Origin of the sequence: Streptomyces sp. NRRL S-646, assembly GCF_000720765.1 — a bacterium.
Lineage (GTDB): Bacteria > Actinomycetota > Actinomycetes > Streptomycetales > Streptomycetaceae > Streptomyces.
Genome location: NZ_JODC01000011.1, coordinates 16,292 through 36,072 on the forward strand (window position 1 = coordinate 16,292; position 19,781 = coordinate 36,072).

Annotated in this window: 21 protein-coding genes and 1 tRNA gene; 13 read left to right on the forward strand and 9 right to left on the reverse strand. The window is 69.7% G+C overall.

All coding sequences use genetic code 11. From position 1 onward, the window contains the following. Positions 1-113: 113 nt before the first annotated feature. Positions 114-632, forward strand: a complete 519-nt coding sequence (locus IH68_RS0128755) for a GNAT family N-acetyltransferase (protein ID WP_030940665.1) — start codon at positions 114-116, stop codon at positions 630-632. Positions 633-653: 21 nt separating this feature from the next. Here IH68_RS0128755 and IH68_RS0128760 read toward each other — a convergent pair whose 3' ends face one another. Then, entirely contained in the window at positions 654-1,445 is a 792-nt protein-coding gene (locus IH68_RS0128760; RefSeq protein WP_030940666.1) for a dioxygenase, read from the reverse strand. Between the two features lie 97 nt (positions 1,446-1,542). Between IH68_RS0128760 and IH68_RS0128765 the strand changes: the two genes are divergently transcribed. Next, the gene (locus IH68_RS0128765; RefSeq protein WP_030940668.1) at positions 1,543-2,082 is read left to right on the forward strand and encodes a MarR family winged helix-turn-helix transcriptional regulator; all 540 of its coding nucleotides are present in this window, start codon (positions 1,543-1,545) and stop codon (positions 2,080-2,082) included. Positions 2,083-2,190: 108 nt separating this feature from the next. On the opposite strand, the gene IH68_RS0128770 is transcribed toward IH68_RS0128765, so the two are convergent. Both IH68_RS0128770 and IH68_RS0128775 read right to left on the reverse strand, forming a co-directional pair. Further along, complete coding sequence (locus IH68_RS0128770; protein ID WP_030940669.1) at positions 2,191-3,732, reverse strand: MFS transporter; 1,542 nt, start codon at positions 3,730-3,732, stop codon at positions 2,191-2,193. A 124-nt stretch (positions 3,733-3,856) separates the two neighbouring features. Continuing rightward, positions 3,857-4,516: a TetR/AcrR family transcriptional regulator gene (locus IH68_RS0128775; protein WP_030940671.1), complete on the reverse strand. Its 660-nt coding sequence runs from the start codon at positions 4,514-4,516 to the stop codon at positions 3,857-3,859. A 287-nt stretch (positions 4,517-4,803) separates the two neighbouring features. Between IH68_RS0128775 and IH68_RS0128780 the strand changes: the two genes are divergently transcribed. From IH68_RS0128780 to IH68_RS0128795, 4 genes are all read left to right on the forward strand, one after another. Continuing rightward, entirely contained in the window at positions 4,804-6,090 is a 1,287-nt protein-coding gene (locus tag IH68_RS0128780; RefSeq protein WP_030940672.1) for a M6 family metalloprotease domain-containing protein, read from the forward strand. Positions 6,091-6,307: 217 nt separating this feature from the next. Beyond that, on the forward strand, positions 6,308-8,041 hold the full coding sequence (locus tag IH68_RS0128785) for an IclR family transcriptional regulator domain-containing protein (RefSeq protein WP_030940684.1): 1,734 nt from the start codon (positions 6,308-6,310) through the stop codon (positions 8,039-8,041). Between the two features lie 63 nt (positions 8,042-8,104). Continuing rightward, positions 8,105-8,177 (forward strand) — tRNA-Arg (locus IH68_RS0128790). Between the two features lie 113 nt (positions 8,178-8,290). Next, positions 8,291-8,635: a hypothetical protein gene (locus tag IH68_RS0128795; protein ID WP_030940686.1), complete on the forward strand. Its 345-nt coding sequence runs from the start codon at positions 8,291-8,293 to the stop codon at positions 8,633-8,635. 92 nt (positions 8,636-8,727) lie between these two features. On the opposite strand, the gene IH68_RS0128800 is transcribed toward IH68_RS0128795, so the two are convergent. Beyond that, positions 8,728-9,966 carry a tyrosine-type recombinase/integrase gene (locus tag IH68_RS0128800; protein ID WP_234341657.1) on the reverse strand — a complete coding sequence of 413 codons (1,239 nt, stop codon included), beginning with the start codon at positions 9,964-9,966 and terminating at the stop codon, positions 8,728-8,730. Then, positions 9,967-10,248, reverse strand: a complete 282-nt coding sequence (locus tag IH68_RS0128805) for a helix-turn-helix domain-containing protein (RefSeq protein ID WP_030940690.1) — start codon at positions 10,246-10,248, stop codon at positions 9,967-9,969. A gap of 467 nt (positions 10,249-10,715) precedes the next feature. On the opposite strand from IH68_RS0128805, the gene IH68_RS0128810 reads away from it, so the two are divergent. The 4 genes from IH68_RS0128810 to IH68_RS0128830 all read left to right on the forward strand — a co-directional run bounded on the left by IH68_RS0128810 (position 10,716) and on the right by IH68_RS0128830 (position 15,285). Continuing rightward, on the forward strand, positions 10,716-10,958 hold the full coding sequence (locus IH68_RS0128810; RefSeq protein WP_030940692.1) for a helix-turn-helix transcriptional regulator: 243 nt from the start codon (positions 10,716-10,718) through the stop codon (positions 10,956-10,958). A 664-nt stretch (positions 10,959-11,622) separates the two neighbouring features. Continuing rightward, entirely contained in the window at positions 11,623-12,789 is a 1,167-nt protein-coding gene (locus IH68_RS0128820; RefSeq protein WP_030940694.1) for a DUF3631 domain-containing protein, read from the forward strand. A gap of 389 nt (positions 12,790-13,178) precedes the next feature. Then, positions 13,179-13,580 (forward strand): MobC family plasmid mobilization relaxosome protein, encoded by a 402-nt coding sequence (locus IH68_RS0128825; protein ID WP_030940696.1) that lies wholly within the window; start codon positions 13,179-13,181, stop codon positions 13,578-13,580. Between the two features lie 4 nt (positions 13,581-13,584). Next, the gene (locus tag IH68_RS0128830) at positions 13,585-15,285 is read left to right on the forward strand and encodes a relaxase/mobilization nuclease domain-containing protein (RefSeq protein WP_030940701.1); all 1,701 of its coding nucleotides are present in this window, start codon (positions 13,585-13,587) and stop codon (positions 15,283-15,285) included. Here the strand turns inward: IH68_RS0128830 and IH68_RS0128835 are convergent, their stop codons facing one another. The 4 genes from IH68_RS0128835 to IH68_RS0128850 are packed head-to-tail and all read right to left on the reverse strand — an operon-like array spanning position 15,286 to position 18,320. After that, entirely contained in the window at positions 15,286-15,840 is a 555-nt protein-coding gene (locus IH68_RS0128835) for a flavoprotein (protein ID WP_030940704.1), read from the reverse strand. Then, positions 15,837-16,562 carry a WbqC family protein gene (locus tag IH68_RS0128840; RefSeq protein ID WP_030940707.1) on the reverse strand — a complete coding sequence of 242 codons (726 nt, stop codon included), beginning with the start codon at positions 16,560-16,562 and terminating at the stop codon, positions 15,837-15,839. The genes IH68_RS0128835 and IH68_RS0128840 overlap by 4 nt, the downstream gene beginning before the upstream one ends. Before the next feature lie 28 nt (positions 16,563-16,590). After that, positions 16,591-17,280 carry a YdcF family protein gene (locus tag IH68_RS0128845; protein WP_030940709.1) on the reverse strand — a complete coding sequence of 230 codons (690 nt, stop codon included), beginning with the start codon at positions 17,278-17,280 and terminating at the stop codon, positions 16,591-16,593. Then, positions 17,277-18,320, reverse strand: coding sequence for a helix-turn-helix domain-containing protein (locus IH68_RS0128850; RefSeq protein WP_030940711.1), 1,044 nt, complete (start codon positions 18,318-18,320; stop codon positions 17,277-17,279). The genes IH68_RS0128845 and IH68_RS0128850 overlap by 4 nt, the downstream gene beginning before the upstream one ends. A gap of 119 nt (positions 18,321-18,439) precedes the next feature. Between IH68_RS0128850 and IH68_RS0128855 the strand changes: the two genes are divergently transcribed. From IH68_RS0128855 to IH68_RS57305, 3 genes are all read left to right on the forward strand, one after another. Then, positions 18,440-18,859 (forward strand): hypothetical protein, encoded by a 420-nt coding sequence (locus tag IH68_RS0128855; RefSeq protein WP_234341658.1) that lies wholly within the window; start codon positions 18,440-18,442, stop codon positions 18,857-18,859. Further along, entirely contained in the window at positions 18,859-19,275 is a 417-nt protein-coding gene (locus IH68_RS0128860) for a hypothetical protein (RefSeq protein ID WP_030940714.1), read from the forward strand. The genes IH68_RS0128855 and IH68_RS0128860 overlap by 1 nt, the downstream gene beginning before the upstream one ends. A gap of 356 nt (positions 19,276-19,631) precedes the next feature. Then, entirely contained in the window at positions 19,632-19,778 is a 147-nt protein-coding gene (locus tag IH68_RS57305) for a hypothetical protein (protein ID WP_199931939.1), read from the forward strand. Positions 19,779-19,781: the final 3 nt, after the last annotated feature.

Below are 19,781 nucleotides of genomic sequence, written 5' to 3' on the forward strand. Positions count from 1 at the left end.
TCGGGTGCCCTGCATCCGATGGAAACAACGACTGGAATCCGGACAGAATTCCCAACCCGCACCCCGATTTTTCTGATCATGCAGTACCCTGTCCGGCCACGGAGGGAGGCCTGATGGTGTCGGAACGTACAGAGGTGCAGGTCAGGCCGGGAGCCGAGGAGGACCTCGACGCTCTCACCGACCTCTACAACCACTATGTACGTGAGACGCCCATCACATTCGATACCGCCACCTTCACTCCGGAAGAGCGCCGTCCTTGGCTGCTCTCCCACCCTGTAGACGGGCCGCACAGGCTGATGGTTGCCACGGATGCGGACACACAGGAAATTCTGGGCTACGCCACATCCAGCCCTTATCGCGTGAAGCCGGCCTACCAGACGTCGGTCGAGGTCACGGTGTACGTGGCCCCGGACGCGGTCCGTCGCGGCATCGGCACGCTCCTGTACAAGGCGCTCTTCGAGGCCCTGGCGGACGAGGACCTGCACCGCGCCTACGCGGGCATCGCACAGCCCAACGAAGCGTCCACGCGGCTGCATGAACGCTTCGGGTTCCGGTACGTCGGCACATACCGGGAGGTGGGCCGGAAGTTCGGCAGGTACTGGGACGTCGCCTGGTACGAGAAGGACCTGTAGGCCCGCACGGGCCCCGAGGCCTCAGCCGAACTGCACCGACCGCTTCGCCATGCCCATCCAGAAGCCGTCGATCACGGACTTCTGCGCGTCCAGCTCGCCGGTGACGTCCGCCGCACCCATGGTGACGAACAGCGGGGCGAAGTGCTCGGTGCGCGGGTGGGCGTAGCGGCCGGCCGGGGCCTTGTGGAGGAAGTCGAGCAGGCCGTCCCAGTCCCGGGCTTCCAGTGCCTTGCGGCCCCAGTCGTCGAACTCCGAGGACCAGGTCGGCACTCCCCCGCCCGTGTGGCGCAGCGCGGCCAGGTTGTGGGTGAAGAAGCCGGAGCCGACGATCAGCACGCCCTCCTCGCGCAGCGGCGCGAGCTTGCGGCCGATCTCCATCAGCTTCACCGGGTCGAGGGTCGGCATCGAGATCTGCAGGACCGGGATGTCGGCGGCCGGGAACATCTCGACGAGCGGGACGTAGGCGCCGTGGTCGAGGCCGCGGTCCGGGATGTCCTGCACGGGTATGCCCGGGGCACGCAGCAACTTCCGTACGGACTCGGCGAGTTCGGGTGCGCCCGGAGCCGCGTACTTCACCTGGTAGTAGTGCTCGGGGAAGCCCCAGAAGTCGTAGACGAGCGGGATCGTCTGCACCGCGCCCAGCGCGAGCGGGGCCTCCTCCCAGTGGGCGGAGACCATGAGGATCGCCTTGGGGCGCGGCAGGTCGGCGGACCAGGCGGCGAGTTCGCCGGGCCAGACCGGGTCGTCCGCGAGTGGCGGCGCGCCGTGGCTGAGATAGAGGGCGGGCATGCGCTCCTGAGTGGCGGCGGACATGGCAGTGACTCCCAATGCTTGAACTCTCAAACTCCCTGCTTCAGAGCATACGCCGCGTTTGTTTAATATTCAAGGAGAGCTCTCGTACGATGGATACATGAATACGGCACCCACATCCGCTGAAGAAGCAGCCCCCGCAGCGAAACCCGCCGAGCAGACCCGCTGGCTCAGTGACGACGAGCAGCGCATCTGGCGCTCCTACCTGCACGCCACCACACTCCTCGAGGACCACCTCGACCGCCAGCTGCAGCGGGACGCGGGCATGCCGCACATCTACTACGGGCTGCTGGTCGGGCTCGCCGAGGCCCCCCGCCGGCGGCTGCGGATGACCGAGCTTGCCATGAAGTCGAAGATCACCCGGTCCCGTCTCTCGCACGCGATCGCGCGGCTGGAGAAGAACGGCTGGGTGCGGCGCGAGGACTGTCCCTCCGACAAGCGGGGGCAGTTCGCGGTGCTGACGGACGCGGGCGCCGAGGTGCTGGGGCGGACCGCGCCGGGCCATGTGACGGCCGTACGGCAGGCCGTGTTCGAGCGGCTCACCCCGCAGCAGCAGGAGACCCTCGGCGAGATCATGCAGATCGTCGCCGAGGGCCTCCAGCCCACCGATGCGGGCGCGGACCTGCCCTGGCTCCGCTGAGCCGCTCACTCAGCAGAGACCAGGGCAGGTCTCGGGTTCGTACGCGGGAGGCGTCCCCTTCCTCTCGCGTACGGATGGTTCCGAAGGGGTACGGCCGGACGGCCGCCGTCAGTGGGCGACCACCGGGACGGCCAGCTCGTCCTCGACACCGTCCTCGGAGGACGACACCGTCGTCGAGCCCGGGCGGCCGGCGTTCACGAAGGTCACGACGATCGCGGAGGCGAGCACCAGCATGCCGACGGCGAACCAGATCGCGTTGGTGTAGCCGTGCACCGCGCCCTGCATCTGGACCAGCTGCGCCTGCGACTTGGAGGTCGCGCCGGCGATGTGGTCCTTGATGTACGACGCCGTCGCGGAGGCGGCGATCGTGTTCAGCAGGGCCGTACCGATCGCGCCGCCCACCTGCTGCGAGGTGTTGACCATCGCGGAGGCGACACCGGCGTCACGGGGCTCGACGCCCAGGGTGGCCAGGGACATGGCGGGCATGAACGCCGTACCCATGCCGAGACCGAGCAGCAGCATCGCCGGCAGGACCGTCGAGGCGTACGACGAGCCGATCTCCAGCTGCGTCAGCAGCAGCATGCCGATCGCGGCGACCAGGAAACCGGGGCCCATCAGCAGCCGCGCCGGGACCCGGGTCATCAGACGGGTGCCGATCTGGGTCGAGCCGATCATCATGCCCGCGATCATCGGCAGGAAGGCGAAGCCGGTGTTGATCGGCGAGTAGCCCTTGATGACCTGCAGGTAGTAGGTCAGGAAGAGGAACGTGCCGAACATCGCGATGATGGCGATGCCGAGGGAGAGGTAGATGCCGCCGCGGTTGCGGTCGGTGACCACGCGCAGGGGCAGCAGCGGGGCCTTGACCCTGGTCTCGGTGATGACGAACGCGATCAGCAGGACCGCGGACGCGACGAACAGGGAGACGGTCGTGGTGTCGCCCCAGCCGTCGGACTCGGCGCGGGTGAAGCCGTAGACCAGCGAGACCAGGCCGAGGGTGGAGAGCAGGACGCCGGGGATGTCGAGCGGGTTGCGGTTGCGGCCGCCCTCCGGCTCACGGATGACGAAGTACGCGCCCAGCGCGGCCACGATGGCGAACGGGATGTTGACGAAGAACGTCCAGCGCCAGTCCAGGTACTCGGTGAGCACGCCGCCGAGGATGAAGCCGACGGCGCCACCGCCACCGGCGATCGCACCGTAGATGCCGAACGCCTTGGCGCGCTCCTTGGCGTCCGTGAACATCACGGCGAGCAGGGAGAGCGCGGCGGGCGCGAGCATGGCGCCGAAGACACCCTGGAGGGCGCGGGCGCCGAACATCATGGCGCCGGAGGTCGCCGCACCGCCGAGCGCGGAGGCGGCGGCGAAGCCGGTCAGACCGATGACGAAGGCGCGCTTGCGGCCCCACAGGTCGGCGATCCGGCCGCCGAACAGGAGCAGACCGCCGAAGGCGAGGGCGTAGGCCGTGACGACCCACTGCCGGTTGCCGTCCGAGATGCCCAGGTCGGTCTGGGCGGACGGCAGGGCGATGTTCACGATGGTCGCGTCCAGCACGACCATCAGCTGGGCGAGCGCTATGAAGACGAGCGCTTTCCAGCGATTGGCGTCGCCGGTGTTCTCGACGGCGCCTGAAGCCTTTGAGGCTGTTGCAGACATGGAGGTACCCACTTCGGGACTTCGTGACGGAAAAAAGGCGTCTTACGGGGACGGCTCGTCCACGGGCTTCCGGTGACGGCCTGTGAATCGGTGTTCGGCGTAGTGACTGGCTTGGTGTGCGGAACTAATCGCAGGGCCGGCGCAGATCCTCCACGGTCACGGGTGCGCCCGGCAGGACCGAGCGGGCCGGGGCCCGCAGTCCGTCCAGGAACAGCTGCAGATGGCGGTGTACGAAGCGGTCGTTGACGAGGCAGTCGGTGCCGGCCGGGGGTCGGCTGAGCTGCGCCACGACGATCATGAGGTCCCCGACGGCGACGTCGGGGCGGAGCTGGCCGGCCTCCTTGGCGCGGTCCATCAGCTCCTTGACGGTCTGCTCGACCCGCTCACGGGCCGCTTCGAGATCGGGATGGTTCTTGTCGAAGGTGCTCTGGACCATCGGGCACAGCGCGCTGATCCGCTCGTCGGCGGCGGTGTGCACAAAGCGCTCGAGCGCCTCGAAGGCATCCCCGGTCTCGGCGAGCGCTTGCTCGGCCGCCTCCGACGTCCGGTCCATGACGGAGCAGACGACTTCGCGGACGAGTGCGTCGCGGTCGGGGAAGTTGCGGTACACCGTGGCATTGCCCACGCCGGCCCGGCGGGCGATCTCGTCGAGCGGCACCTCGGGGCCGAACTCGGTGAACATCTCCCGGGCGGCGGCGACGATCCGCTCCCGGTTGCGCAGGGCGTCGGCGCGCGGCCGGGTCACCTTCCGCTGCGGGGGCTTCGCGGTCGTCGTGGCGGTCACGGCGGACTCCTCGGGTGGCTGGTCTGAAATTCTGCGATCCGGGGAGTCGGTCCCCGTTTCGCTCGTACACGTGACTAAACGGGGAGACGCTCCCCGCTTATTTCAGGTTGACAGAGAGATTTGATGTGACCTGAGTCACACCACCACCCGTCTCGCCTCTCGCCGCCCGCCTCTCGCCGAAACCCACGTTCGGGCTCCTCCAGCGCGCGCCCGCGCAGCCCCCCGATCAGGGTGATCGAGAGGGCGCAGTCCGATGCCGCCGGCTGCCATGGACGAAGGACGCGTGCATGCAGCTCTGCCGTCGGATACGTCCACGCCGCGCGGCCGCCCTCGCGTCCGTGACCGCCCTGACCTTCGCGGTCAGCACCTCGGCCGGCACCGGACATCTGACGGCGCGCTCCACGACGGCCGGGGCGGGCCCGATCGCCCCGGCCCGCAGCGCCGTGCTCGACCCCTGCATGATCAGAGGCGGTCACGCCATCCAGTTGTCGGAGGGCGTCCCGACCGGCACCGGCTACTCCCGCTCCACGGGCACCGTCCGCGCCCTGACCCTGATGGTCGACTTCTCCGACGCACCCGGCCCCGGCAACGCCCTCGACCGCTTCCACGAGTTCTTTCCCAAGACCCGCCAGTGGTTCCGCACCGCCTCCTACGGCCGTCTGGACTACCGCCCCGAGACCCCCGTCCCGCACTGGCTCCGCATGCCGAAGCCGTTCAAGGCGTACGGCATAGAGCGCGGCGCCCCCTTCGACTCCGGCTACCGCGAGCTCGTCCAGGACATCGTGAGCGCCGCCGACCCCAAGGTGAACTTCCAGGAGTACGACTTCCTGAACGTGCTGGTCACGCCGAACGCCGGCCCGTCCGCCCTGGACACGGTCCTGTCGGTGACCTTCGCCGGCAACACGGAGGCACCGGTCGCCGACGGCGTCCCCGTCGCCAACGCCTCCTTCGTCTACTCCCGCCAGGACGACGGCTCCGGCTCCTACGGCAGAACCGGCTACCGGGTGCTGCCGCACGAGAACGGCCATGTCTTCGGCCTGCCCGACCTCTACACCCAGGCGGGCGGCGGTGCGGTCGGGCACTGGGACATCATGAGCGAGGACTGGGGGGCCAACAACGACCTGCTCGGCTGGCACAAGTGGAAGCTCGGCTGGCTGGACCCGTCCCAGGTCAGCTGTGCCTCGCTGCACGGCACCACGGAGCACACGCTGACGCCGCTGGAGCGCGCGGGCGGCCCGAAGATGGTCTTCGTACCGCTCAGCAGCCGCACCGGGTACGCCGTGGAGGTACGCGTCCGCGCGGGCAACGACGAGGCCGTGTGCCGCCCGGGCGTACTGATCTACAAGGTGGACGCAAGCGTGGACACCGGCATGGGACCGGTGAAGGTCTACGACTCCCGGCGCGACAGCGGCGGCTGCACCCGCAGCCCCAACGTCCACGCGGAACTCTCGGACGCGCCCTTCACCCCGGGCGAGGTCTTCAAGGACCCGAAGCGGGGGATCCGGATCACGGTGGCGGGGGCGGCCGGCTCCGGAAGCTCCCGCAGCTACCGGGTGCTGGTGACCCGGCGGTGAGCGGCCCGCGGTGGACGAACAGCCCGCGGTGGACGAACAGCCCGCGGTGGACTGGTGAGACGCCTGCAGTGATCCGGTGAGGCGCCGGCAGTGATCCGGTGAGGCGCCCGGAGTGACCCGGTGAGAAGCCCGGAGTGCCCCGGTGAGAAGCCCGGCGTGAAGGTGACGGTTCTCCGCATTACGGTAGGCGTGCCCCGACCGCCGTACCGGAGACCCGATGCCCGCGAAGCCCACGATGGACGCCGACGCCGCTTCTCCTGCCGTACGGACCACTTCTCCCGCCGTACGGACCACTTCTGCCGCCGTACCGGCCGGCTCTTCCGGCGTACCGGCCGAGGCGGTCGCGCCGCTCATCCGTGGGGTCGCCGTGCTGCGACAGCTGACCGAGGCCGGCGGGACGCTGAGCCCGAGTGCCCTGGAGCGGACCACCGGCCTCGCCCGCTCCACGGTCGACCGGATCACCGCCACCCTCGCCCGTATGGGATACGTCCGCCTCGACGGCCGGGACGTGATCCTGACCCCCCGCCTGATGGAACTGGGCAACGCCTACCTCTCCGCCCTGCGGCTGCCCGCCCTGCTGGACGCACGCGCCGACGCCCTCGCCGACGAACTCGACGAGTCCGTGTCGCTGGCGGTCGCCGACCGCGACGGCATCCGCTTCATCCACCAGGCCACCCGCCGCCGCGCGATGTCCCTCAGCTTCCGCATCGGCGACCTGCTGCCGGCCGAACGCACCGCGCCGGGTTCCCTGTTCGCAACGGAATGGACTCAGAACGACTGGCGGGAATGGCGGCAGCGCACGGCGGCGGACCCGGAGGGAACGCTCTTCCCGGCCGTACCACCAACCCAACATGCCTCCCCCGACGAGGACTTCGAGCAGCGCGTGGCCGAATCGGCCGCGAACGGCTGGGCCTTGGACGACCAGCTGATCGAACCGGGTCTGGTCGCGGTGTCCGTCCCCGTACGAGACCCCCGCACCGGCCGTATCGTCTGCGCGGCGAACGTGGTCAGCCACACCAGCCGGCACACCGCGGCGGACCTGCGCGACACCCTGCTTCCCCGGCTGCGGACGGCGGTACGGGCGATGGAGGACGACCTGCGCGAGGTGCCGCCGCCTCAGCCGTCCGCCGCGCCCTCCGGCCTCGCGACCTGGACCGGCGCCTCGAAGCAGGAACTGGGCAGGGAGTTCGTCGAGTCCCTGGCACGCGGCCTGACGGTCCTGACGGCCTTCAGTGAGGGCCGCGCCGCCCTGACCCTGACAGAGGTCGCAAAGGCGACGGGCCTGGCCCGGGCGACGGCACGCCGAGCCCTGATCACATACGAACACCTCGGTCTGGTCCACGCGCAGGACCGCACCTTCGCCCTGACCCCCCGCGTCCTGTCCCTCGGCTTCCCGCCCCTCTCCCGCACGTCCCTCCCCGAGATCGCGGCCCCGCACATGGCCGAACTGGCCCAGAGGGTCCACGAGTCGACGTCCCTGGCCGTGCTGTCGGGCGACGAGATCCAGTACACGGCCCGAGTCGCCACGAGCCGCATCATGAGCGTCAACATCACGGTGGGCACACGACTACCGGCCTACGCGACATCAATGGGCCGCGTACTGCTGTCGGACCTCCCCCCGGCGGACCGCCCCCTCCCCACCCCTCTCCTCCCCCTCACACCCCACACCCTGACCGACCCGGAGGCCCTCACCCGCCTCCTCACCGAGGTCAAGTCCCAGGGCCACGCCCTGGTGGACGAGGAACTCGAGGAGGGCCTCCGCTCGATCGCAGTCCCGGTCCGCGACCGCACGGGCCGAGCGGTCGCCGCCCTGAACGTGGCCATGCACGTGGCCCGCCACACGCCCGAGGAGTGCGAACAGGACATCCTGCCCCAGCTCCGGGCCACAGCGACCCGCATCGAACAGGACCTCCACGTGGCAGGCCGCTTCACCCGAGTACCGTTGGCCTGACCCCACACTCCGCCCCACCAGATCCGGTACGCTGACGCCAGTGACCTTCACGGCCACGACCTCGCCTTCGTAGCTCAGGGGATAGAGCACCGCTCTCCTAAAGCGGGTGTCGCAGGTTCGAATCCTGCCGGGGGCACAGCAAAACACCAGGTCAGAGGCCCTTCCGTCCAATGGGCGGGAGGGCCTTCGTACTCGCAGCACACATATGGCACACATGCGGCTGCGGGCGGAGGTGGGGAGCTGTGCGAGATGCCTGCGAAGGACGAGCTGGCTCGGCGACGGTACGAGAGGCTGGTCGACCGGCTTGAGTCGCTGATGCAGACCGCGCTGAAGCCGGAGTACGAGGGGTACTACGGGCAGCTGATCCTTGGCGCTGACGATCTTGCGGAGATGGGCGAGCTCAAGGACGTCCGGCGTGCCGCCAGGGAGGCTGGACGGCGTCTCGGCTGGAAGACGACCACCCGTCTCGTCGGTGACCGGCTCTTCGTCCTCGACGAGCGGAAGGCTCCCGAGGAGATCGAGCGGCTGGCCGGAGATGCAGCCGCTGCCGCGATCGACCGGACCCGGCAGGAAAGCCACCGGCCGCGCGGCTGACCTGATCCGGCGGAAACGCAAGGCGCCGCCCCACCGCATCAGCGCGGTGGGGCGGCGCCCTGTTACAGCTCCCGGCACGGATCAGGCACACATCACGCGGCATCGTCCTCCAGGGTGGCCACTGCCTCGGCGGCCTCACGGGCCTTCCGCTCCGCCTTCTCCAGCTTGGCCTTCGCCTTGGCGAGTTGCTTGGCGCGGCGCTTGTGCATCTTCTTCGAGACCTCGTCCAGGCGGTCCGGGAAGAGGTGCCCGTACGTGTCCAGGGTCAGCGTCGCGGACTTGTGGCCAAGCATCGTCTGTACGACGTTGACGTCCGCGCCACTGGCGATGGCGAGCGAGGCCGCCGTATGGCGCAGCTTGTGCGGGGTGACCTTGAGGTGCCCCAGCCCGGCCTTCGCGACCGCCGGCGCGAAGAACCGCTGGCGGAAGTTGCGGGCCCGCAGCGGTCCGCCCTGCGGGGCAGTGAAGAGCAAGTCGGCATCTCCCCGCCCCTGGACGTGGGGCTTCAGCTCCTCGGCCAGGAACCGCGGGATCGGTACGGACCGGCGCTCGTGGTTCTTGGGGGTGTCGAGGTAGAGCTTGCCGTTGTCCTCGGCGTACGCCTCCACGATGTGGGCCCGGCAGGCGTCCAGGTCGACGCGGCCCACCTTCAGCGCGGACGCCTCGCCCCAGCGCAGGCCGGTGTAGGCCAGCAGCAGGATGAACACCCGGTAGCCGCCTGACGCGTTGGCCAGCGCGTCGACCTGCATGTCGTCGAGATACACGTGGTCAGCGGGCATCACCTTCGGTAGGGGCACGCCGACAGCCGGGTTGGCCGCCAGACGACGGGCCTTGACCGCATAGCCGAGAACTCGGCTGAGGACGACGTACGCCTTGCGGACCGACCGGGGGCTGAGCTTCCTACCGCCGGTCGCCTCGCCGGACAGCAGATCCGCGAGCCACTCGGCGATGTCCTCGAAGTGGATGCGGTCCAGTGGGGTTGTGCCCCACTTGGGGATCACGTGGACGTCGAGAACACCGCGGTACCGAGCCCGGGTTGAGCGCTTGAGGTGGAGCTGCGCCGCCAGCCAGGACTCCGCCACCTCGGCGAACTTCACCCGCGCGGCTGCAGGATCGCGGTAGGAGCCGTCGTTGAGACGCGACTCCATCTTCGTCCGCTCCGCCTCGGCGTCCACCTTGCGGGCGAAGGTCTTCATCTTCGGCTTGCCATCGGGGTCGTACCAGCGCACGCGGTAGCGCCCCGGTGGCGTACGCCCCGCCCGCTTGGCGTCCGCCACGGCCCGCACGTACGCCGCGTGCCCTATGCGGTCCTCAATCCAGACCCGCGCCAACTAGCACCCCCTCCGATCATCACCGGACACCGACGGGAGCGGCAGGAGCAGGGTCGTGGGAGAAACGCCGAGCGCGGTGGCGAGGGCGACGAGGTCGTCTACGTCGCATCGGCGGCGGGCGCGTTCGGTGCGGCTGAGGGCGGTGTTGGCCATCGGACGGCCCAGCGCGGTGCAGCGGGCGGCGAGCTGGTGCTGGGTCAGGCCGCGCACGAGACGTAGGTGCTCGATGGCGCGGGCGGTGTGGAGGCCGGCAGGGCCTATTTCGACAGGTCGGTTGGGCATGACAGATAGCTGTAACTTGCGTCCGGGCGTCATGGCAAGAGTTAGCTCTTAAACTCTCCAATAGCCGTTCGGAGGCGAAGTGGCGTTCGTCTCGTCGAATTCCGGTACATCGCGAGGCGTTTCGGCCGAGGTGCCGTGTTACCTTCCCTCGCCATTTTCGAGATGGGCGATTTGAACACACATCAGCTGCGATGCCCGGCGGGTCAGTCACGTCGCCCCTGACCGCCAGGTGTCACCTCTGAGCTGCGGAGGTACCGGATTCCGGCACCTCGACCGGTTGCTTCGCCGCAAGAAGATTTCGGGCCCGGCGGGAGCGATTTCGGCAACCGGGGATCCACCCTTACTGTTTCCCTCTCCCCGGCCACACCGAAAGAAGTAGTGAGGAGTTTCAGAACCAACTCTGGACTTTTCTCCGGGTGGTGTGGCTGTGTTGTCCAGCCCATTGTTCAAGACCGAAAAGGAGCCCTATGCCGAAGACCCCTCCCCGTAGCACCAACGCCCCTGCCACTGCTGCGGCTGCCCAGCGTGGCCCGCTTGCCACCCCTGCGGAGGTCGCCGCCTATCTCGGGGTACCGGTGAAGACCCTCTACCAGTGGAAGTACCGGGGCATCGGCCCCAGCGTCCACAAGGTCGGCCGTCACCTGCGCTACCGCTGGCCGGAGGTGGACGCGTGGCTGGACGCCCAGACGTCGTACGTCCTCACGGCCTGACCCCGCATCTGACGCGGACGACGAGGCCCCCGGCGCGCCAACGCCGAGGGCCGAAGACTCCCCTGCCGATCGCCCATACCTGAACGAACGAGCTGGTGAGGGGCGGGACCTTGCCCGTCCTGCCCCTCACCGGAGAGGAACGCCTATGGAGGACTCTACGTCCCCCAGCACCACGAACACCTCCCCCACCGGCTGGCCCACTCCCGCGGTCCCCGGCAAGGGCATCCCCTGGCGCCGCCAGGATCAGCAGGACACACAGTCCCCCGCGTCGGGGACCGTCGAACACCAGGCGGATGCGGAAGCACACGGGGACCGTCCCCAGCCGTCTGCTGATGCCGTTGTTGGGGACCGTCCCCGCGACGTGCCCGCTGCTCGGTCCCCGCATGTCCCGGTCCCCGTATCGACATCCGGTGCAAACCCGCAGGTCAGCGGCGGGAAATCGGGGACCGGTCCCCAAGAGACAGCCGTTTCACCAGGGGACCGTGATCACGGTCCCCGCCAGCCGGTGGGGGCCGACACCCCCGTAGCGGACACCGCCCAGCAGGAGGGGACCGGTCCCCTCGACGCGCGGGGACCGGATCACGAGGTCGGTCCCCGGCCTCCTCGGGGACCGGCAGGCCCCGGGGAACGGGGTTCCGGTGAGGGTGCGGAACTGCTGGATGAGTTGCGGGCGGCAATCGGCAAGTACGTCGTGCTGCCCAGTGACGAGGCGCTGACCGCGGTCACCCTGTGGGTGGCGGCCACGCACATCCAGAGCGTTCTGCAGCATGCGCCGCGCCTGGCGGTCGTCGGCCCGACGAAGGGCTGCGGCAAGTCCCGGGTGCTGGACGTGCTCCACGAGACCGTGCACCAGCCGATCATGACGGTGAACATGTCCACGGCGGTGCTCTTCCGTGTCATCGGCAAGAACCCGCGCACGATCCTGGTGGACGAGGCCGACACCATCTTCAGCAAGGCTGGCGAGAACGAGGAACTGCGCGGCCTGCTGAACGCCGGGCACCAACGCAACCGGCCCGCCTGGCGCATCTCCGGCCCGGAGCACAAGCCGACCCCGTATCCGACCTTCGCCATGGCCGCGCTGGCCTCGATCGGCGACCTGCCCGACACGATCACCGACCGGGCGGTCGTGCTCCGCATGCAAAAGCGCAAGCCAGGCGAGAAGGTGACCCCGTTCCGCTCGCGCTACGCCACACCGGAACTGAACGCGCTGCGGGACAAGCTGGCCGCCTGGCTGGGACCGCTGCGCGGCACGGCCGCCCGCATGGCGCCGACCATGCCGGTGGAGGACCGGGCGGCGGACACCTGGGAACCGCTGGTCATCATCGCCGACCTGGCCGGCGGCCACTGGCCCGCCCATGCCCGTGCGGCCTGCGTGGCGATGACCCGGTTCGAGGCCGTCCAGGACGAGCAGACCAACCTGAAGACGCGGCTGCTGCGCGACATCCACCGCATCTTCCAGGCACACGGCAACCCCGAAGCCATGTCCTCCCTGGATCTGGTCACCGCCCTGCTCCAGGACCCCGACGCCCCCTGGGCGGAACACGGCACCAAGGGACTCAACGCCCACCACCTGGGCAACATGCTGAGGGACTTCGGCATCAGCCCGGCCAACTACCGCTTCGACAACGGCCGGCAGGCCAAGGGGTACGCCCGGAACCGGTTCCTCGACAGCTGGGCCCGGCACTGCCCCGACCTCACCGAGACGGCGCCCGCCGCCGCGCACGACGCCACACCTGCGCACCGGGCTCAGGGCAAGCCGCCCGCCGCCCCGGCGGGCCAGCTGCCAGTCGGCCCGCCCGGCGGCCCCACCGGCCCCAAGCCCGCCCGCTGACTCGCCTCCCCCAGGGTCCGTATCAATGCGTCGCATCCGTCCCCGCGCAGGTCAGCGCGGGGACGGATGTCCTCGCCGGGACGGACTTCTCCGTACCTGCCCGAGTGTCCGTACCTGTCCTGACCAGGCATGGGACGGATGCGACGCACGTGACACACCTCCCGCCCCCTCACCAACGGAGTACTCCGATGCGCGACCTGCACCCCGAACACCCCATGCCTCAGAAGCAGATGCCCCGCACCCCCGTCACACGCGCAGCAAGTTGTCGGGTAAGGAGTCCTTACCCGGCCTCCGCTCTGGAGGGTGCGGAGGCATCCGGCGCAGGGGCACCGGAGTCGGTCGGCCCAGGGGAGCCGACCGGGACTGGGGGCAGCGAGCCGTCGTCGAACGTGCCGCAGCAGTCTGCGCCGCGTCGCCGTCTGCGTGACAAGCAGCTGCGCGAGCGCCGCGTCCACCCCCGTTACAACGACGACGAGTTCGCCCTCGTCCAGAAGGCCGCCGCCCTGAGCCGCATGCAGCCCGGCGGCTACGTCGCCGAGTGCGCGCTCGCCGCCGCCCGCGCCGACGATCCCACGGCCACCGTCGCCGACTACCGCGCCATGGTGCAGGCGCTGATGGCCGGCAACCGGCAGCTCGGCGGCATCGGCAACAACCTCAACCAGCTCACCTGGCACCTCAACAAGGACGGCGCCTGGCCCCACCCCGACACCGTCCAACGGCTCCTGGACCGCGTCGAGGCATCCATCGCCGAGGTGGACACCGCCGTCGCCCAGATCACCGAGGGTCGGTGAGCCATTGATCCCGAAGATCATCCTCGGCAAGGGGCCAGAAGCCACGCGCCGCACAATCGGCTACCTCTTCGGCAAGGGCCGGGCCAACGAGCACATCGACCCGCACCTGGTGGCCTCCTGGAACGACTTCGCCCCCGACCCCGGCCGCAGCCCCCACCGCGACCCCAAAGACGTGGAGGCCCAGCTCGCCGCGCAGCTCGACCAACCCGTGAAGATGCTCGGCGACAAGGCACCCAAGTACACCGTGTGGCACTGCCCCGTCCGCGCCGCACCCGAAGACCCGATCCTCACCGACGCCCAGTGGGCGGACATCGCCCGCCGGATCGTGGCCGCCGCCGGCATCGCCCCCGACGGCGACACCGAAGCCTGCCGCTGGGTGGCAGTCCGCCACGCCGACGACCACATCCACATCGCCGCCACCCTCGTCCGCCAGGACGGCCGACGCCCCCAGCGCGATTACGACCAGCGCGCCGTCCAGCGCGAAGCCCGCCAGATCGAAGTCGGCTACGGGCTGCGGCGGTTGAAGCCGGGCGACGGTACCGCCGCCAAACGCCCCACCAGCAAGGAACACTTCAAGGCCAAACGCCTGGGCCAGGACGCCACCTCCCGCGAGATCCTGCGCCAGCGGGTCCGCCATGCCGTCGCCGCCGCAGCGGACGAGGCCGAGTTCTTCACCCTGCTGGAGGCCACCGGCGTGAGCGTACGCCTCAAGCGCGGCCCGTCCGGCGACGCCCTCGGCTGCAACTTCGCCCTGCCCGGCGACACCAACGACAAGGGGGAGCCGGTGTTCTACTCCGGCTCCACCCTCGCGCCCGACCTCTCCCTCCCCCAGATCCGTCGACGCCTCGCCACCACCAGCCCCGAACCGGTCACCGTCCGGCCGGGCAACCCGTGGCACCAGGCCACCGCCGCCACCGAACGCATCCCCCACCACCTCACCCACGGCGACGACCCCACCGCCCAAGGGCAGCTGGTCGCGCTCGGGGCCGCACTGGACCTCCTGCCGGTCACCGCACCGGCGGCACTGAAGGCCGAACTCGAACATGCCGCGGCCGTCTTCGAGCGCGCCACCCGCTCCCGCATCGCCGCCGACCTCGACAGCACCCGCGTCCTGCGCCGCAGCGTCCAGGCGATCTGGAAGGACCCCACACAGCACGGGGACGGAGCCGGGCTAGCAATGCTGCTGGACGTCGCCCTCACCGCGGTCGCCTACGCGATGCACTGGCACCGCACCCGCCAGCACGCACAGCAAGAGGCGGCAGCAGAACAGGCACTCCTCCACTTGCAGGCCGCGTACGCGCAGGTCGCCGAGCCGGTCCTGGTCGGCCTCGCCAGCCGGGCGCCCAGCCCGCAGACCAAGCGCCGCTTCGCCCACCACCTCCATGAGGCGGTGCCGGAGCACGCCGAGCGCATCCTGGCCGACTCGGCCTGGGACGCACTCGCCACTGTGCTCGCCGAGGCAGAAGCAGCAGGACACAACGCGGCCACCGTCCTCGACCAGGCGCTTAGCCAGCGCACCCTGGACGACGCCCACTGCCCCGCCCGCGCACTCACCTGGCGCATCCGCCGCCTCGGCGAACGCCACGCCCCGGGTCCGCAAGCAGAGGCAGCCAGGGCTCGCAGCGTCACACCACGCCAGGCAGCTCCTGTCCAACCGGGGGCAGCCGCTCCGGCGCCGCAGCCGCCACCAGGACGGCGGCGCTGATCACGGCCACGCGGACACCTTGGGAGTGAGCAGTTCCAGCGCCTCCTCCCAGCGGTAGCGGTCGGCCCCGCCGCCGGCCTTCGGTCGATGCGGCTCGTACGAGCCGATCAGGACGCCCATCTCGCGCAGTCGCTCCAGGCTCTGCCGGTATGCGGGATGGGCGGCCTGGGCCGAGTTCACGTACGGCAGGACGGCCGTGGGGATGCCCATGCCGTACGCCTCGCACAGGATGCCCAGGGCCAGGGTGTCGGAGATCCCTGCCGCCCACTTGTTGACCGTGTTGAAGGTGGCCGGCGCCACCGCGATGGCGTCGGCGGGCGGCAGCGGACGAGGATCCCCGGGGGAGCGCCAGGCCGAGCGGATCGGGTAGCCGGTCTGGGCCTCGACCGCCTCCGTATAGACGAAGCCCAGGCCCTGCGGAGTGGCCACTATGCCCACGTCCCAGTTCGCCTCCTGAGCAGCCGTGATCAGCTTGCCGACGTCGCTGGCGACTCCGGCCGCGCACACTACGACGTACAGGAACGGCTTCTTGTCCGGTGCTTGCGGCTCGGTCACGTGAAGCCCCCCAGAGGCAGCTTGTGTCGATGGGCCGCCAGCATGGCAGCCAGGGCTTCCGGGCCAATCTGGCTCAGCGCCCAGAGGCTGCTGATCTCTCGGGACCGCCGCCAGAGTGGGCCTTCCGTATCCACAGGGGTGTGGAAAGCCAGCACAGGGATGCCATGGACATCGAACGGAGCCAGGTCGAGGTAGCGCCAGCCGCCCGTGCCGCAGAGATAGTGGGTGCTGCCGGTGGCCGCGGCTAGGTCGGCAAGTCGCTCCGAGCGGCCTCCTCGGGTCGGAATCGCGCTGCTGTCCAGTACCTCGCCGCTCCAGCCCAACGCGGTCAACAGGGCGACCGTCGATGCCCTGGCAACGTCGGAGACACGGTCGGTCGCCTCGAACTCATCGAGAACCGCCTCCAGGACTTCACGCACCGCGGGCCAGTGGCGGCTGCGGCCGTAGTACTGCCGAATCAAAAGACTCACGGTGCGACGGGAGCGGCCGGGGTCGGCGAGCTGCGCCTGGCTGATCAGCGTCGGGCGCCCGTCGGGCAGATGCGTAGGAAGCGTGAGCCACTGCTGATGTGCGGGCTCGTCCAGTGCCGCAAGGCGGGCCCGGTGCTGGTAGTCACGCCGGGCGAACTGGACGTCGCCGAGAACGATCCACCGACCGGCGGCGTACAGCTTGGCCAGCGTGGACAGCCGAGGGAACAGGTTCGGCTGGTGGATCGCACACACCCCGCCCGGCGACCCGACGCTGGGTGACTCAGGTACTGATGAGGCGGCTGTCGAAGCCCGCGCCCAGGAGGCGCTCGTAAGCGTCATGCACATCCCCCGGTACGTCCTGCTCGACGGCGAACCCGAGCTTCGGGTACTCGATCACCCGTTGCAGATCACCGACGAGCATGTCGACGACGAGCTTCTCGTCGCCGATCGACTTGATGTAGTCGTCCAACTCCAGCGGCTCGGACGCACAAACGACCTCGGCCTCCGGCCACAACTTGCGGCACGTCGCGTACGAGCGGCGCTCCATGTACGGCTTGGAGATCAGCAGCAGCGACTCGACCGCGATGCCGGCCTCGTCCAGCAGCTCGCGGGAGAAGGTGATGTTCTGGCCGGTGTTCGCGGCCTTCGGCTCGACCAGGATGGCCTCGTCCGGCACGCCCATGCTCAGTGCGTGCTCGCGGTAGTGCACAGCCTCCCCGCGCGGGAAGCGAGCGCGGGTGGTGGGGCTGTTGCCCCCGCTGAACACCACGACCGGGAAGAGGCCAGCGCGGTAGAGGTCGGCGGCCGCCGTGGCGACGCCGAGGTCGTGGCTGCCCAGACCGATCGCCGCCGAGCAGGGCCGCAGCTCGTGACCCATCTGGTGGTACTTCCAGATCAGCGTCGCGTCGTGGAACTGCTCGTCGGTGATCTGGCGCTGCTGGTGCTCCGGCACTGGCACTCCCTGGCTCATCCTTGCTGGCCCTTTCGGATGCCCTCAATACTGCGCAGCTGGTGGCTCAGCCCATACTGCCGAGCCACCTGTGCCGCCTGATCGAGGACGGACAGCCCATCATTCCGGGTTGCCGCATCCGACAGAAGGATGTGCCCGTACGCGGTGTCCAGCCTCACCTGCTGCATCGGGGAGTCGACCGTGCCGGTGGTTCGCGCGATGTCGATGTAGTGCAGGGCCTGCTTCAGGTCGCCGGCACCGCGGTGGGCCAGGGCCAGCTTCTGGTGGGCGACCGACCAGTCCTCCGGCTCGCCCAGATCCTCGAAGGCACGCGTGGCGGCCGTCATCGCGTTCGTGGCGTACTCGTTGTCGCCCTCCTTGCTCAGGGCCGTTCCCACCCAGAGTCGAGCCCTGGCGCGGTCACGAGGGCTCAAGCGCTCGTCTACAGCGAGGAGTTCGTACTGGCGGGCCGAGACCTCCAGCTGGCCGGACATCTCCTGGACCACGGCGAGTGAGAGCTCGATCTGGGCCACGCGGCGCGGGATGTCGAGCTCGGAGAACATGCCGCGGGCGCTCAGGTACGAGTGCCGGGCAGAGAGCGGGCCGAGGATCGATCCCTGGTCACGCTGAAGGTCGCCGAGAAGGACGAGGGAACGGCCGTAGAGGTAGAGGCCCTTGTCGTCCAGGCGATGCGGGTCATGGCTGCCCAGCCAGCGGTTCAACAGCGTGGCGGCAAAAGGGAAGTTCTGGCGGCTGACGCAGACGACAGCGCGCTCGATGTCCTCGGTCCAGGTCTCGTAGTCCGCCGGCCGCGCGCTCCTCCGCTCGGGGAACAACAGCGCCTCGAACCGTGAATGGGCGGCAGAGTCCGCACGGGCGAGGGCGGTGTCGAGGATGGCCTGCGTGTCCGGCCGGGGCTGCGTTTCGGCCCCGAGGCTCTCCCACTTGGCCACCGTGCGCAGTGCGACACCGAGGTGCTCGGCGAAAGCACGCGTGCTCATGCGCAGCGCGGCGCGCAGGGCGCTCGCCTCCCGACCCGTCCATTGCTGCACGCTGACCACGGATGACCTCCCTCCGTCACGTATGGAAGCACTCTCGGTGACGACATGGGGCGGGAAGTGCAACGGAAGTACAACAGCAGGTCATTTCAAGGCCGTTCCCAGCGATCGAAGCTGTGGGCATGGACGACGAACTCATCACCGAACGCCGCTCCGTAGCCTTCCCCCAGGTCTTCGGCTACCTGCGCCACGTGACCGGCGGCCTGGCCCGCCACGCGGCGCTCGTCGGCTGCCTCACCGAGTACTGCCGACAGCATGAGCTGACCTTGTGCGGCGTATTCACCGACCGCGACACGGCAGTGGCCGTCCGTTCCCCCGCCTTCGTCGGTCTCCTCGACGCGCTCGAACTACTCGATACCTATGGCGCCGTGGTTCCCGCCCTCAGCCACCTCGGCCCGAAGTGCGTTGCCGGCGAACGGAAGCGGCAGATAACGGTGTCGAGCGCCCGTCTGCTCGTGGTCCGCTCCACCACCAGGCCGACGATGGCCTCCGCGCCCTCCCTCGGAGCGAGTGCCGACCTCCAGCGCCTGGGAGATACCTGATGTCCGTTCGCGACGCGCTGCGCAGCGCCCCCATGGTCAACGACGTGCCCACACTGCGCCTGCTCCGCGTCGGCGACGGCTGGGACCTCGTACGAACCCCCGCAGAGATGGGCTTCCTGGCCCTGGCGCACCTGCGCGCCACTGGAGCGGCAATCGGCCCGGTGCTGTACGACGGGCTCAACGAACGCCTCTACTACGCCATCCAGACCGGCCCCTCCGACAGCTGGAGCGACCTGCCGGTACGGCACCTCTCCATCAACTCATGGCTCGTCGCGCCCAGCCTGGAGTTGATCGACGACTGGTTCGGCGGCTGGTGCGAACTCCCCAACGACGACACCCTCACCGACGCCGACACCCTCCACGCCGCCCTCCAGCACCCGTACATCGGCGCCTCTCTGGAAGAGGCGAGCCGGTGAACACCCACGCAGTCGTGTCGGAGGCCATCACCCGGACGCGGCAGGCGTGGTGGAAGCAGTGATGGACCGTGCAATGAACCGGCTGGCCCGCTACACAGGCCCGCTGCTGATCGTTCTGATCTCCACGTCGTGCGGTTTCGTGATCGGCGTCGCGGTCTCGACCGCCCAGGCCGGCCCCTGAGTCCCCGTCCCTGCCGGACGTAGCTGATCGGAAGGCTCCCTACCCCGAGAAGCCCCGGCAGGGGCGGGCCGCAAACCCCCGCCCCGGGCTGATCAACCGCCCGCGCCCTTGGACAGGTCGAGCGCCGTCCGGGGCGGGCCCGCAAGGCCACTTCATCCCAACCACAGGAGGACCAATGCAGAACAACACCGCCACCGCCCCGACGACCGGGCCGACCCCGGCCGGACTGGTCAAGGCACGCCGCCGCATCCAGGCCGCCCGCGAGCGCGGCGTCACTCCGTCCGACGGCGGCAGCACCGGCCGCACCGACGGCAACGACTGATCC

What these genes read in the sequence shown, in the direction of transcription:
- IH68_RS0128755 (WP_030940665.1), top strand. Translation starts at nt 114, where the DNA reads ATGGTGTCGGAACGTACAGAGGTGCAGGTCAGGCCGGGAGCCGAGGAG.
- IH68_RS0128760 (WP_030940666.1), bottom strand. Translation starts at nt 1,445, where the DNA reads ATGTCCGCCGCCACTCAGGAGCGCATGCCCGCCCTCTATCTCAGCCAC.
- IH68_RS0128765 (WP_030940668.1), top strand. Translation starts at nt 1,543, where the DNA reads ATGAATACGGCACCCACATCCGCTGAAGAAGCAGCCCCCGCAGCGAAA.
- IH68_RS0128770 (WP_030940669.1), bottom strand. Translation starts at nt 3,732, where the DNA reads ATGTCTGCAACAGCCTCAAAGGCTTCAGGCGCCGTCGAGAACACCGGC.
- IH68_RS0128780 (WP_030940672.1), top strand. Translation starts at nt 4,804, where the DNA reads ATGCAGCTCTGCCGTCGGATACGTCCACGCCGCGCGGCCGCCCTCGCG.
- IH68_RS0128785 (WP_030940684.1), top strand. Translation starts at nt 6,308, where the DNA reads ATGCCCGCGAAGCCCACGATGGACGCCGACGCCGCTTCTCCTGCCGTA.
- IH68_RS0128795 (WP_030940686.1), top strand. Translation starts at nt 8,291, where the DNA reads ATGCCTGCGAAGGACGAGCTGGCTCGGCGACGGTACGAGAGGCTGGTC.
- IH68_RS0128805 (WP_030940690.1), bottom strand. Translation starts at nt 10,248, where the DNA reads ATGCCCAACCGACCTGTCGAAATAGGCCCTGCCGGCCTCCACACCGCC.
- IH68_RS0128810 (WP_030940692.1), top strand. Translation starts at nt 10,716, where the DNA reads ATGCCGAAGACCCCTCCCCGTAGCACCAACGCCCCTGCCACTGCTGCG.
- IH68_RS0128845 (WP_030940709.1), bottom strand. Translation starts at nt 17,280, where the DNA reads ATGAGCCAGGGAGTGCCAGTGCCGGAGCACCAGCAGCGCCAGATCACC.
- IH68_RS0128855 (WP_234341658.1), top strand. Translation starts at nt 18,440, where the DNA reads ATGGACGACGAACTCATCACCGAACGCCGCTCCGTAGCCTTCCCCCAG.
- IH68_RS0128860 (WP_030940714.1), top strand. Translation starts at nt 18,859, where the DNA reads ATGTCCGTTCGCGACGCGCTGCGCAGCGCCCCCATGGTCAACGACGTG.
- IH68_RS57305 (WP_199931939.1), top strand. Translation starts at nt 19,632, where the DNA reads ATGCAGAACAACACCGCCACCGCCCCGACGACCGGGCCGACCCCGGCC.